Genomic DNA, 13,870 nt, shown 5'->3' with positions numbered 1-13,870 from the left:
TGCGTCAGCCCATCCTACATTTAGGCAACCCCAACCTTTATTTAGACTTCCGCACCATAAAACTCTTGCCCTTAATCTTGCCTTTTTTCAGCCAAGCCAAAGCCATATCGACGCTTTCTTGTTTGATTGCCACATAAGCTTGGTCGTCAAAAATATCAATTTTGCCGATGTCGCTGCCAGCAATGCCGCCTTCGCCAGTCAAGGCGCCCAATATATCGCCTGGGCGGAGTTTGTTTTTACGGCCGCCGTCTATCCATAAAGTCGCCATGGGCGGTTGGAAGCGTTCTTCGTAAACCATTTTGAAGGGGGCGAGTTCGTCCCACTTGGCGGTCATGTTTTTATATTCTTCAATGGCTTTGACGCGGTCCATTTCCGCTGCTATGCACAGGCTCAACGCCAGGCCTTGTTTGCCCGCGCGTCCGGTGCGGCCGATGCGGTGGACGTAGATTTCAGGATCCCACGGCAATTCGTAATTGATCACGGCTTGCAGGTCTTTGATGTCCAAACCGCGTGCGGCGACATCGGTGGCGACTAAAATTGAACAGCTTTTGTTGGCGAAACGCACCAGCACTTGGTCGCGGTGTTTTTGTTCCAAATCGCCGTGCAAGGCTTGCACGGAAAACCCGCAATTGTCCAAGGCTGCGGCGATGTCTTGGCATTCGCGTTTGGTGTTGCAAAAAATCACCGTCGATTCGGGGCGGTGGTAGGCCAGCAAATAACCCAAGGCACTGAGGCGTTTGGATTTTTCGGTGTGGTAGAAATGCTGCTCAATCACGCTGTCGTGGTGGTGGCTGTCGATGCTGACGGTGATCGGTTGGTCTTGGAAGCGTTTGCTGATTTCCCGGATTGGGTCGGAGTAGGTGGCGGAAAACAGCAGGGTTTGCCGCTGTTTGGGCGCGTAGGAAATCACGTCGGAAATGGCTTCGGCAAAGCCCATGTCCAACATGCGGTCGGCTTCGTCCAGCACTAGCGTTTGCAAATGGTTCAGGCGCAGATTGCGTTTGCGTAGATGTTCCTGCAAACGGCCTGGCGTACCGACGACGATATGCACGCCATGTTCCAAAGAATCCACTTGCGGCCTGCTCGGTACGCCGCCGCATAAGGACAGGATTTTGACGTTTTGGGTATACCGCGCCAGCAGGCGCAATTCTTTGCAGACTTGGTCAGCTAACTCGCGGGTCGGGCAAATCACCAAAGCCTGGACGCTGAAACGGCTAAAGTCGATGCGTGACAGCAAACCGATGCCAAACGCGGCGGTTTTGCCGCTGCCGGTTTTGGCTTGGGCAATGATGTCCTTGCCGTCAAGGATGTGCGGCAGGGCTTCGGCTTGGATGGGGGTCAGGTGGGTGTAGCCTAAGGAGGCGATGTTTTCGAGCAGGGCGGGTTCTAGCGGTAAGGATGAAAATTCGGCAGTATTCACAAAAGGCTCTTTTAGTCACGCGAATGGCGGCGAACTGCCATCATTCAATGGCTTATGATAACAATACTGAGGTGTAATCTATAGCAAATAGGAATGTTAGAACGTGTTTTAGGTGTTTTGATGGCTGGGGATTCCTACCGTTGTTGGTATTAATTCAATATCGACGTGCCTTTAATCTGCACATAAACCGCCATGCCAACTTGCAGGCCCAGCAACAACACCGATTTGCGGGTGATGTGCGCCAACAGCGGCTGCTTGCCGACTTGCACAGACACGACGCATTGCCCGCTGTGGCCGTCGGCGATGCCGGAGATGGTGGCGGGCAACACATTGAGTATGCTGGTGGCGGCGGGGGCTTCTAAAGTGATGCTGACATCGCGGGCGTAGATTTGCAGCCGTAGCGGGGTGCCGATAGCCGCATCGACCATCGGCAAGCTGAGTGAATGGCCCGCAAAGGCGACGTGGGTGAGTTGGTAATCGGTTTCCTGTTCCGTGATGGTGACCTGCCAAACCGTGGCGGCTTGTTTGTCCTGCGCCAGCGGCAAGTCGATACGGCTTAAGGTTTCCGACAGCGGCCCCGTCGCCAGTGTCCGGCCTTCCTCCATAATCACCAGAAAATCAGCCAGTTGCGCGACTTCCTGTTGGGAATGCGTGACGTACAACACCGGGATCGCCAGTTGTTCATGCAGACGGCTGAGGAAGGGCAGGATTTCCTGTTTGCGCTTGAAATCCAGCGAGGCCAGCGGTTCGTCCATTAGCAAAATTTCGGGGTTGAGCGCCAACGCGCGGGCGATGGCGACCCGCTGGCGTTCGCCGCCGGACAAGTGTGCGGGGCGGCGATCCAGCAAGTGGCCTATGCCTAGCAGGTCAAGGGTTTGGTCGAGTTTGACCGCGCCCGAATTGTGTTTGATGCGCTTCAAGCCATAGTGTAGGTTTTCACTGACCGTCAGATGCGGGAACAGGTTGGCTTCTTGGAACACATAGCCCAGCGGGCGTTTGTGGGTGGGCAGGAATATGCCGCGTCCGCTGTCTTGCCAGACCTTGCCGTTGATTTCCAGAAAGCCTTGCGGCGCGTGTTGCAGCCCAGCGATGCAGCGGAGCAACGTGGTCTTGCCGGAACCGGAATGACCGAACAACACGGTGATGCCGGTTGCGGGCAGTTGCAGGCCGACGTCCAGGTTAAAATCGCCGTAGTCGAGCCGGAAGCGGGCTAGGATGTTGGTCATGGTCGTGATCAGGTCATTTCAGCGGGTGGGCGGAGGGTTGCGATTTTAGCGCGGTGTACAAGACCAGCAAGACGCTGAACGAGAACACCAGCAAGCCGCCCGCCAGCCAGTGCGCTTCGCTGTATTCTAGGGCTTCGACATGATTGTAGATTTGCACCGACACGACGCGGGTCTTGTCGGGGATATTGCCGCCCACCATCAGCACCACGCCGAACTCACCGACGGTATGGGCGAAGCCTAAAATGGTGGCGGTCATGAAGCCAGGTTTCGCCAGCGGCACGACGACGCTGAAAAATGTGTCCCAAGGGCTGGCGCGTAAGGTCGCCGCCGCCTCCAAAGGCTGTTCGCCGATGGCGGCAAAGGCGGTTTGCAAAGGTTGCACGACAAACGGCAAGGAATACAAGACAGAGGCGACGACCAATCCGGCAAAGGTGAACGGCAATGTGCCGATGCCCAGCCATTGCGTGAATTGCCCTACCACACCCGCTGGCCCCATCAGCACCAGCAAGTAAAAACCCAACACCGTCGGCGGCAACACCAGCGGCAACGCCACCACGGCGTTGATGATGCCTTTCCAAGTAGAGTGGGTGCGGGCCAGCCACCACGCCAGCGGGGTGCCGAACAGCAGCATCAGCACGGTGGCGATGCTGGCGACTTGGAAGGTGAGGAGCAGGGTGTCTAGGTCGGCGGTGGTTAGCATGGGCATTTTTGACTATTTAAGGCGAGGTGAACATGGGCGGGGACGGGGTTTCATCCCGTTCCGTAATGTTTTGGGTGTCTAAAAGCTTAAGGACGGGGTTACAAATCCCGTCTTACTAGACCTGGCCTCATTTATGAGCAGGCAACCCGAAACCGTATTTTTCTATAATCGCCAATGCAGGTGGCGATTTAAGGAAATCCAGCAGGGCATGGGCGGCTGGATTTTTATCCCCAGTTTTCAGCAACACCGCCATTTGCTCAAAGGGGTGGTGCAGGTTGTCAGGCACTAACCAGCCGGAGCCACTGCCGATTTTTCCAGTCTTAATGTCAATAATTTGGGCAAGAGCGATGAAACCCAATTCGGCATTGCCTGTGCTGACAAATTGAAAGGTTTGGGAGATGTTTTCACCTTGCACAAACAGCGGTTGCAGTTTGTCCAAAAGACCTAAGTTTTTTAACACCTCCACGGCAACGACCCCATAAGGCGCGTGACTGGGATCGGCAATGGCAAGATGTTTGAAGCCGCCTTTTGCCAAAATCTGGCCTTGGGCATCCACATAGTTTTCAATTTTCGACCACAACACCAGTTTGCCGATGGCGAAAACGAAATGGCTGCCAGCTACCGCAAAACCTGACTTTTCCAGTTCTAGCGGGTATTTTTCACTGGCTGACAAATACACGTCGAACGGCGCCCCACTTTGAATTTGTGCAAAAGCTTTGCCGGAGGAACCGAAAGACAATTTAGCGGTGTGCCCCGTGGCTTTTTCAAATTCGGCGGCAATTTCGGTCATGGGTTTGGTGAAATCGGAGGCGACGGCGACCATTGTGCTTTCTGCCCAAGCAGCGGGAGCCAGCGAGGCCAGCCAAATGATAAATAAAGTGCGAAAAAAATGGTTACGGTGCATAAAATTCTCCAAAGGTTAAACGATGTGTTGCCGGGTCGGATCAAATTGCTTAAAACTGTTGTTGGGGCAAAGCCGGATTACCCGTGCCGCCAGACTTTAATCGCCGAGACTCCCAGTATCAGAGCCAGCATGGGTAACAATATTTTTGTTGGGACGATACCAAGCAACTGCCCGCCCAGAAAAGCACCGCACAAAGACCCAGTCGCCATCACCCAGACGAAACGTTGGTTTTGTCCCAGCACGGCAAAGCTTTGGTCTGTGCTGTAGCGGGTGAAGCCTACTAGCATAGTCGGTAAACTGACCGCCAAAGACAGGCTGCCCGCCAGTTTAATGTCCGCGCCAAACAGCAATACCAGCGTGGGGATCAGCAATTCCCCGCCAGCCACGCCCAAAAGCGAAGCCACCACGCCGATGCCAAACCCCGCCGCCACCCCGACGGTGACTTGGGTTGTGCCTGAAAATAAAGGCATAGTTGAGGCCGTCGGGTTATGGGCAAACACCAGCAAGAGGGCGATTAACAATAGCAATACGGCAATGACCTTATAAAGGGTTTCTGTCCTGAGCCGGATTGCCCATCCCGCTCCGAACCAAGCCCCCAAAAGGCTTCCTGCCAATAGGTTCAGGATCACATCCCAATACGCCATAAGGGCGTTAAGCGGGATTGTGCCTGCGCGGAACAGCAATGCGGAAGCCACGACAATAAGGCTGATGGCCTTGTTCACGATGACGGCTTCCAATGAGGCGAAAGCGAATAGTCCAATCAACAAAGGTAAACGGAATTCAGCCCCGCCTAGGCCGATTAAACCACCCAACGTACCGATCACTGCACCGCTACTGAATACGGCAAAGTTATTATTTTTCATAAAATCGGCAGGTTGGAGTATGGGGAGGCAATTAGAAATTAGGGTTGTGGGGGTTCTTGTGATGCCAATGGTATCCATTATTTATTTAACTATATAATAAATTGCAAATCAAGCATTGTCGTCCCATCCTGTTATAAAAGCCTTGATGAAGCATCGATAAGCATTGAAAACGTGACAGGATGGGTGGGATAAACTCGATTAACCGTGAAAAAGGTGTATAAACTTAAGTTTCCCCTTGTGTATATACTTCAAACGGTCACGTTTTCGGTTTTAGTTGATGGGAGCGCGTACCCTCCGGGGCATAAAGGCATCCTGCCCGCGCTCCAAAACCGAAAACGTGACCGTTCAGAGTATATACAAGAAGGGCTTTTTTGATAATTGCCAAAAATGGCGTCAGCCTTGATGGTTTACCTGGCGGGCGGTGACAACACGCTTAGGATTTGGCCATTAATAACTTCCCGATATTAAGACCTGACAGGTTTTTGAAACCTGTCAGGTCTAGGGTTACAAGAATGGTTCAATGAAGTTATTTTTAGCCAAATCCTTAGGGGTATAGAAAAAGTGGGGCTTAATTATGGTGTTGCCCAATCAATTGACATCATGGTACCAATCCAAAAGCTCTTCCCCTCCCCAGATTTCAGCATGGGCCGGGATGGTTTCAGCCGATTTATAGAGCGTCATTTGTCCAGGTCTAGGATCGCTGACCAATAAACTTTCTGCATATTCTATCGAACAGCCTTGTTTGCCACTGGCATCTTTTAGCCATTGTGCCGCCATCGCGATGGCGGCTTCGCGGGTTTCGCCGAAACCGAAGACGGCGTAATCGTGTTGCACATATAAAATGGTCATGGTTGCTCCAAATGCTTTAGGGTATGCCTGTACAGTCCGTCGGAATTTTGTAGGCTACGCTGTGTGTACCTTCTTGGCTATTAAAGGTACGCACAGCGTACCCTACTATTACGGGCTTAAATTTGCTTCATAGTGATATCCAAGGTCAAAATGCGGTAAGCAATCTGCCTAGGGGTCATATTTAACAAACGGGCGGCTTTGGCTTGCACCCAGCCGCTTTGCTCCAGCGCGGCGATCACGCGTTCGCGGTCATCCATGTTTTCATCGTTAAAATCAATCACGGGCGTTTTTTGGATTTTATGGTTGATGCCGTTGCCGATTTCATCTTCCAGCCCGGTGCTGACCATGACATCGCGGTCTATGATGCCGTTGGAACTCATGATGGCGGCGCGTTCCAGGCGGTTGGCAAGTTCGCGGACATTGCCGGGCCAATCGTGTTTCATCAGGATGCGTATCGCGCTTTCCTTGATTTCCAAAGGCCGCCCGCCCTGTTGGCTTGAAATCCTGCCGAGCAGGAATTCGGATAATTGCGGGATGTCTTCGCTGCGGTCGCGTAAGGGCGGCATTTGGATGGGCATCACATTGAGCCGGTAATACAAATCCTCGCGGAACTTGCCTTCGGTGACTTGTTCCTCAAGGTTGCGGTTGGTGGCGGCGATGATGCGGACATTGACTTTGATGGTTTGCGTCCCGCCGACCCGTTCAAATTCGCCTTCCTGCAAGACGCGCAAGAGCTTGGCTTGGAAGGACGCGGAAATTTCGCCGATTTCATCTAGGAACAGCGTGCCGTTGTCGGACAGTTCAAAGCGGCCTTTGCGCTGGCTGACCGCGCCGCTGAACGCGCCTTTTTCATGGCCGAACAATTCCGATTCCAATAAGGTGTCGGGCAGGGCGGCGCAATTGAGTTTCAGGAACGGCCCGCTGGCGCAGCCGGAATTGAAGTGTATGGCATTGGCGACCACTTCCTTGCCCGTGCCGGATTCGCCGCGTATCAGCACAGTGGTGTTCCATTTGGCGACTTGGCGGATGACTTCAAACACTTTTAGCATCGGCGGCGAATGCCCGATGATGTTTTCAAAGCTGTAGTTTTTGATCAAGGCCTGTTTGAGCTGGTCACGTTCGCTGAGCAAGTTGCGCTGTTTGCGTTCGATGAGCCGCAACATTTTGACGCTTTGCGCGATCAGGTTGGCGATCATTTCCATGAAGCGGGCGCGTTCGCCCAAAAACAGGTTATTGTCGGGTTGCGCCGCGAGCACCCCGATGGTGTCGCCTTCTTCGATATAAATGGGCGAGCCGATAAACGGCAGTCCAGGGTCATACAAGCCCAAGCGGCCTAGAAAACGCGGTTCTTCCGACACCTTGTCCACGACGATGGTGCAGCCTGCATCCAGTATCGCGCCCATCAAACCTTCGCCCGGGTTGTAGCGGATCGCCCCGGTCAATTTGTCGGCATCGTTGCTGAAGACGACGCTGACGATCATGCTGTTGCTTTCAATTTCACGTAGCGTAATCATGCCGGAACGCATTCCAGAGCGTTTATGCAATATCTCCAAAACCGCCCGTAATTTGGCGTGTAAATCATGGGTGCTGTTCAGCACTTGGCTGATCAGGTACAGGGTGTCCAGTTCGGCCTCAATAAGCTGGGTGCGTTCGACCATTACGCTAACCTCCTCGGCTCCTGCCGGTGCAAAGGGAAGCTGATTTTGAACCGGCAGCCTTGGTCGTAATTGGGGTCAATGTCAATAAACCCGTGATGCTGGGTGACAATCTCCTTCGCCATCACCAGCCCCATGCCCGCCTGGCTGCCGCCCGTAGGCCGTGTGGTATAAAAAGGTTCAAAGACTTTACTGCGTTTTTCCAAAGGGATTCCTGGGCCGCTGTCTTCAATGCAGACATAAATCAGCTCATCGTCGGTGTCGGTGCTGATTTTAATGCGCTGTTCGCCCGTTTCCGCCGAACTGATGGCATCAATGGCATTGTCGATCAATTGCTTGAATAAAATGCGCAGGCGGTTTTCCGAGCCAGGCATGGAGGGCAGTTCGGTGAGCGGTTGCCACTGCACCTCTATGCCCAGGCCCCAGATGCGTTGGTCGCTCAACAACAGCACTTCATGCAGGATTTGGTTGAGGTTGACCGAAATCAGCGTGGCCTGCACAATGTCGGGGATACATTTTTGCATGGTCGCAATGGCCTCTTCACCGGATTGCTGTATCTGTTGCAAGATATGCAATAAGCCGGCGTTTTGCCCGTCGCCTTTGTGTTTCAGTATCTGTTCGGCGGCCTTGATTTGGTTCATGGGCATTTGGGTTTGATGTATCGCGCCCAGCAAGGTTTCGCGGATACTGCGCACCCGTTCATCCTCCGCCATGAGCGTTTTAAGGGTCTGGATATGCAGCTCTTCCATTTGCCGGCGCTGCCGGGTGATGTCGGTGATGGTCAGGATCAGATACTGCTTGGTGGCGTTTTCAAAAAACGCATCGACGTGCACTTCATTTTCCTTGAACCAGTTGCCCGCACAAGAAAACCACCGCGCCCTGCGGCTGCCTTTGCCTTCGACCCTGAATTCGCGGTTATTGAAGCCTTGTTCCTTGCTCTGTAGCTGGCCCCATAATTCCCCCATTTCATCGCGGAGTTTGTGCAAAAAATATGTCGCGGGTTCGCCTTTGTCCAAATCGCTGACCAAGGCTTTGTAATTATGGTTGTCCAAAATCACCTTGTTTTGGTCGTCTATCACCACCATCGCCATCGGCGAGGAATTAATCACCGATTCAATCAACAATTTTTGGTTGATGACCCGTTTTTCCGCCTCATGCGCTAGTGTGATGTCGCGGTGCATCCCTATGTAGTGCGTAATCTTGCCTTGTCCGTTCAACATCGGGGCGATGGTCAAATCGGCAATATAGCGATGGCCGAATTTATGGCGGTTGCACAAAGTGCCGCGCCAGACTTTTTTGCTACGGATGGTATGCCATAGTTCGTAATAGACTTCCCTGGGTGTGCGTTTGTCCGATAAGACCGATTCGTTTTCTCCGAGAATGTCTTCGGCTTGGTAGCCGGTAACGCGGGTGAATTCCTCGTTGACGTAAAGGATTCTGGCTTTTTTATCGGTGATGGAAATCGCTATCGGCACTTGTTCAACCGCTTCAATAAACAAATCATAAGGCATCTGTCCGCCATTTTCCCGATACGCTTCGCCAAATAAAGTCGGTGTCAGTTCGTCCATAACGTTTGCTAGGTTGGCATGCGCCTGTAAGAATTGTAATGACGTTTTTTTCATATTACGGCCTGGAATGGGGTGCTTTAAATTTAATAAGCAATTTTAACGCCAGTAACGCCAGTAACGCCAGTAACGCCAGTAACGGTAGACTAGGTTTAATGCCAGTAATTTTAAAGCCGTTCAATAAAACAAAAAGCAAAACAAAAAGCACATGGTTTTATGGTTTTTATGCCGAAGTGCCGGGTGTAACGGGTATTAAATTTGGAGCAGGTATTTAACTATCATTTTGTCAGGTTTGCGACAAAATAATTTTTCTAATGCAATATGATGTATGAATTGCCACAGTCGATGTATGTGTATTCGGGGGATTTCACCGGTATTTGGCTGGCAACAAGCTATTTATAGGGTTGGCATAATTGATGCTGTCACCTTGCAAAAGTCCTAAAACTGTCTGGAAATAACAGTGAGTGAATACCTTCTCCTTCTCTTGGGCACGGCTCTGGTCAACAACGTAGTGCTGGTGAAATTCCTTGGCCTATGTCCGTTTATGGGCGTGTCGAAAAAACTCGATTCGGCCTTGAGCATGGGTTTGGCGACCACGTTTGTGTTGACCTTGGCGGCGATGACCAGTTGGTTGCTGGAGCATTTCATCCTCGTCCCTTTGCACATCGAATTTTTACGGATATTGGCGTTTATCTTGGTGATTGCCGCCGTGGTGCAGTTTACCGAAATGGTCGTGCATAAGACGTCACCTGTCCTATACCAGATTTTGGGGATATTTTTGCCCTTGATCACCACCAATTGCGCGGTGTTGGGCGTGGCCTTGCTGAACGTGCAGGAAAAATACGGTTTTATGCAAAGCCTGATTTTTGGCTTTGGTTCGGCGCTTGGGTTTACGCTAGTGATGGTGTTGTTTGCCGGCCTACGCGAACGGCTGGCTTTGATGGCGGTTCCGGCCTTGTTCGCCGGTACGCCGATAGCGTTCATCACCGCAGGGATTTTGTCGCTGGCGTTCATGGGCTTTGCAGGGCTTTATACCAAATAGGCATAAAAGGATTTGTCCACGAAAAACACGAAAGGCACGAACAGCTTGTATTTGCATCGTTCCCACGCTCCGGCGTGGTGGTACGGGACGCTGAAGCGTCTAGCCCTACATTCCCACGCCGGAGCGTCACTGCCATTAAGTTAAGGAATAAATTTAATATTCATGTGGTTACGATTGTTTTTGTGATGCGCTTCAATCGTAGGTCGGGTTAGCGATAGCGTAACCCGACAACATCGGAACGGTAAATGTTGGGTTACGCTATCGCTAACCCAACCTACACAATTCTAATCTTTTGATTATTAATATTTATCTCTTAACTTAATGGCAGTGGCGCTCCGGCGTGGGAACGATGAAATCGATAAAACATTGCCTTATTTTTTCGTGCTTTTCGTGTCTTTCGTGGACAACACATTTTTTTAGGATTAACAGGAAACACCATGTACGTTTTCTACGCTATTGTCAGTTTAACCGGATTGGGCTTGTTGCTGGGCTTGTTGCTGGGTATTGCCGGTAAATATTTAAAAGTCGAAAGCAGCCCGATAGTTGATGAATTGGAAGCGATGCTGCCCGGTTCGCAGTGCGGGCAATGCGGGTTTCCTGGTTGCCGGCCCGCTGCCGAAGCTTTGGCGGAAGGCAAAGCCCCGGCAACGGTTTGTCCTCCCGGCGGCAGTACCTTGGCGGAACAAATCGCCGCGTTATTGGGCTTGGACTTGGATTTGAAAGATGTGCAGGAGCCGGAATTGTTAGTCGCCCGTGTCAGCGAAGCCACCTGCACGGGTTGCACCCGTTGCTTTAAAGTTTGCCCCACCGATGCCATCGTCGGCGCACCCAAACAAATCCACGCCGTGGTTGCCGATGCTTGCATCGCCTGCAAACGTTGTGTGGAAGTCTGCCCGACCGAATGCCTGCAAATGCACCCGATTGAAGTCACGTTGCGGAATTGGCGATGGACGAAACCTAGGGTTCCCGTGGCGGAGGGTGTGCCATGTTGAGTTGGTTAAAACCGCAGCGCATCCGTGGTGGCGTCCATGCCGATGAGCGCAAAGCCAGCACATCGACCCAGGCGATAGTCAATCGTTTCCCTCTGCCGGAAAAACTTTATATCCCCTTGCAACAACATGTCGGCAAACCCGCCGAGCCGTTGATCCGTGTTGGTGATACGGTGTTGAAAGGCCAATTGTTGGCTTACAGCCAAGGGATGATTTCCGCACCTGTCCATGCACCAAGTTCGGGTGTTATCCTCGATGTCAACGATTATCCTGCACCGCATCCGTCCGCGTTGCCTATCCGCATGATCGTGTTGGAAACCGACGGCAAAGACCAGTGGGTCGATACGCCGGAAATTGACGACCCGTTTCAGTTAAGCCCCGAAGACATCAGTTTGCGCGTCGGTGCGGCGGGCATCGTCGGTTTGGGCGGTGCAACGTTTCCGACCGCCGTCAAACTGAACATGGGGCGCGAAAATCATATCGACACCTTGATTATCAACGGCGCGGAATGCGAGCCTTATTTAAGCTGCGATGACCGGCAGATGCAGGAACGTAGCGAACAAATCATCGACGGTGTGCGCCTGATGCTGCATGGCATGGAGACCCATCATGCCGTGGTGGCGATTGAAGACAACAAGCCGCAGGCCTTTTATGCGATGGCGGCTGCGGCGCGGTTATTTCCAGAAATCAAGGTCATGCAAATCCCGACCCGCTATCCTATGGGCTGGGACCGGCAATTGATACGGTATGTCACGGGTCGTGAAGTGCCGGTGGGTTGCCGTTCATCGGAAATTGGCGTGACCATCCACAATGTCGGCACGGCGTATGCCACGCATAAAGCGATACGCCACGGGCAACCTTTGGTCAGCCGCGTGATCACCGTCTCCGGCGGCGCGGTCGGCAAACCGATGAATGTTGAAGTGCCGCTAGGAACCTTGATTTCCGAATTGTTCGCGTTTTGCGAAGTCGATGCCGCGCAAACCGCACGCATCGTCATGGGCGGGCCGATGATGGGCGATTCGTTACCGCATTCTGGCTTGCCTACCGTCAAAGCCACCAGTGGCATCTTGGCCTTGACGCAAAATGAGCTGAAAAGCACTGACGAGCAACCCTGCATCCGTTGCGCCAGTTGCGTGGGCGTGTGCCCTGCCGGCTTGCGGCCTTTGGACATGGCGAACAATATCCGCGTCAACCAATTGGATGCCGCCGTCGATATTGGCCTGAAAGACTGCATCAGTTGCGGTTGCTGTTCGTATATTTGCCCGTCGAATATCCCGTTGGTGCAGTATTTCAAATATGCTTCCGGCGAGGTCGCCGCAAGGCAACAGGCGCAGCACAAGTCGGAACAGACCAAAAAATTGATGGAAGCGCGGCAAGCGCGTTTAGATCGTATCGCCGAACAACAGCGTTTAGAAGAGGAAGCGCGGATTGCGGCTAAAAAAGAACGTGACCGTTTGAAAGCGGAACAGGAGGCGGTGGTATGAATAGATGTGTAGGGTACGCTGTGCGTGCCATTTTACTGCCTGTCGCGTTGGGAATGGTCAAAAGGTACGCACAGCGTACCCTACGGGGGGGCTGAATGATGATCCACCACAAACCCGCCAGCGGCGCACATGTCGGGGCGAACCTTAGCGTCAGCCAAATCATGTGGCGCGTGGTCTTGGCTTTATCGCCCGCCACCGCGTTTGGCCTGTGGCTGTTCGGCTGGCCGGCGGTATTTTTGTTCCTCATCACCATTTCCTCGGCTGTGCTGTTTGAGGCTTTTTGCGTCCGTCTCAGAGGCCGCCCCGTCAAGCCGGTGATTATGGACGGTTCCGCATTGTTGACGGGTTGGCTGTTGGCGATGACTTTGCCACCGTGGGCACCTTGGTGGATAGGCGTTGTTGGAGCGGGTTTGGCGATTGTGTTAGGCAAACAAGTCTATGGCGGTTTGGGCCAGAACCTGTTCAATCCGGCGATGTTGGCAAGGGTTGCTTTGCTGATTTCCTTCCCGATTGAAATGACCACTTGGGCGAATGTCTCGCCGCTGTTTTTTGCCAATTCGCCTGGCTTTGCCGAAAGTTGGCACATCACCTTTTCCGGCTTGCAAAACCTCGACGCTTACACAGGCGCGACCATGCTGGGCTATATCAAAACCGAATTTTCGCAAAACCGTCTGTTGCCGGACATTTTGAAAGATTATTCGCCTGCGCTGAATTTTATTGGCTGGACACGCGGCAGTTTGGGTGAAACCTCCACCGTGTTGATGGGCTTGGGTGGTGTTTGGCTGATCCGCGAAAAAATCATCCAATGGCAGATCCCCGTGTCCTTGTTGGTGACGGTGGCGGTGTTGGCCAGCCTGTTCCATTTGATCGACGGCGACCATTATATCAGCCCGTTTTTGCACCTGAATTCCGGCGCGATGCTGTGCGTGGCGTTTTTTATCGCCACCGATTATGTCACGTCACCGAACACGCCGACCGGACAACTGGTGTTCGGCGCGGGTTGCGGACTGTTGATATTCGTTATCCGCACTTGGGGCGCGTACCCTGAAGGCGCGGGCTTCGCCATCTTGCTGATGAATTCGGCGACACCGCTGATCGACCATTACATCCGTCCACGGATTTACGGGCGTGACCGTCAGGGCAAGCCCTTGGAGATTCCTAAGCTGTGAATCC

Annotated in this window: 13 protein-coding genes; 5 read left to right on the top strand and 8 right to left on the bottom strand. The window is 52.7% G+C overall.

Features of this window, described 5'->3' with window-relative positions; translation table 11 throughout:
• Window positions 1-37: 37 nt before the first annotated feature.
• The 8 genes from dbpA to nifL all read right to left on the bottom strand — a co-directional run bounded on the left by dbpA (window position 38) and on the right by nifL (window position 9,185).
• Entirely contained in the window at window positions 38-1,420 is a 1,383-nt protein-coding gene (gene dbpA / locus PHH59_RS00885; protein WP_300009744.1) for an ATP-dependent RNA helicase DbpA, read from the bottom strand.
• 149 nt (window positions 1,421-1,569) lie between these two features.
• A complete protein-coding gene (gene modC, locus PHH59_RS00880; RefSeq protein ID WP_300009740.1) occupies window positions 1,570-2,646 on the bottom strand; it encodes a molybdenum ABC transporter ATP-binding protein in 1,077 nt (358 codons plus the stop codon).
• 13 nt (window positions 2,647-2,659) lie between these two features.
• Window positions 2,660-3,346 (bottom strand): molybdate ABC transporter permease subunit, encoded by a 687-nt coding sequence (modB, locus tag PHH59_RS00875; protein WP_300010032.1) that lies wholly within the window; start codon window positions 3,344-3,346, stop codon window positions 2,660-2,662.
• Between the two features lie 127 nt (window positions 3,347-3,473).
• A complete protein-coding gene (modA, locus tag PHH59_RS00870; protein WP_300009738.1) occupies window positions 3,474-4,250 on the bottom strand; it encodes a molybdate ABC transporter substrate-binding protein in 777 nt (258 codons plus the stop codon).
• A gap of 77 nt (window positions 4,251-4,327) precedes the next feature.
• Window positions 4,328-5,113, bottom strand: a complete 786-nt coding sequence (locus PHH59_RS00865) for a sulfite exporter TauE/SafE family protein (RefSeq protein ID WP_300009736.1) — start codon at window positions 5,111-5,113, stop codon at window positions 4,328-4,330.
• A gap of 588 nt (window positions 5,114-5,701) precedes the next feature.
• Window positions 5,702-5,962 (bottom strand): hypothetical protein, encoded by a 261-nt coding sequence (locus PHH59_RS00860; RefSeq protein WP_300009734.1) that lies wholly within the window; start codon window positions 5,960-5,962, stop codon window positions 5,702-5,704.
• 116 nt (window positions 5,963-6,078) lie between these two features.
• Window positions 6,079-7,620 carry a nif-specific transcriptional activator NifA gene (nifA, locus tag PHH59_RS00855; protein ID WP_300009732.1) on the bottom strand — a complete coding sequence of 514 codons (1,542 nt, stop codon included), beginning with the start codon at window positions 7,618-7,620 and terminating at the stop codon, window positions 6,079-6,081.
• Window positions 7,620-9,185, bottom strand: a complete 1,566-nt coding sequence (gene nifL, locus PHH59_RS00850) for a nitrogen fixation negative regulator NifL (protein ID WP_300009730.1) — start codon at window positions 9,183-9,185, stop codon at window positions 7,620-7,622. The genes nifA and nifL overlap by 1 nt, the downstream gene beginning before the upstream one ends.
• Window positions 9,186-9,223: 38 nt before the next feature.
• Here nifL and PHH59_RS00845 point away from each other — a divergent pair, with 38 nt between their 5' ends.
• The 5 genes from PHH59_RS00845 (at window position 9,224) to PHH59_RS00825 (ending at window position 13,866) form a co-directional block, all read left to right on the top strand.
• Complete coding sequence (locus PHH59_RS00845; RefSeq protein ID WP_300009728.1) at window positions 9,224-9,457, top strand: hypothetical protein; 234 nt, start codon at window positions 9,224-9,226, stop codon at window positions 9,455-9,457.
• A gap of 185 nt (window positions 9,458-9,642) precedes the next feature.
• Complete coding sequence (gene rsxA, locus PHH59_RS00840) at window positions 9,643-10,224, top strand: electron transport complex subunit RsxA (protein WP_300009726.1); 582 nt, start codon at window positions 9,643-9,645, stop codon at window positions 10,222-10,224.
• A 437-nt stretch (window positions 10,225-10,661) separates the two neighbouring features.
• Entirely contained in the window at window positions 10,662-11,216 is a 555-nt protein-coding gene (gene rsxB / locus PHH59_RS00835) for an electron transport complex subunit RsxB (protein ID WP_300009724.1), read from the top strand.
• Window positions 11,210-12,697: an electron transport complex subunit RsxC gene (gene rsxC, locus PHH59_RS00830; RefSeq protein ID WP_300009722.1), complete on the top strand. Its 1,488-nt coding sequence runs from the start codon at window positions 11,210-11,212 to the stop codon at window positions 12,695-12,697. Before rsxB ends, rsxC begins: the two co-directional genes overlap by 7 nt.
• Before the next feature lie 95 nt (window positions 12,698-12,792).
• Window positions 12,793-13,866 carry an RnfABCDGE type electron transport complex subunit D gene (locus tag PHH59_RS00825; RefSeq protein WP_300009720.1) on the top strand — a complete coding sequence of 358 codons (1,074 nt, stop codon included), beginning with the start codon at window positions 12,793-12,795 and terminating at the stop codon, window positions 13,864-13,866.
• The last annotated feature ends 4 nt before the right edge of the window (window positions 13,867-13,870 follow it).

The sequence above is a fragment of the Methylovulum sp. genome (assembly GCF_028687615.1).
Taxonomy (GTDB): domain Bacteria; phylum Pseudomonadota; class Gammaproteobacteria; order Methylococcales; family Methylomonadaceae; genus Methylovulum.
Note: the sequence above shows the minus strand (reverse complement) of the source record. Positions and strands in the feature narration are given on the sequence as shown.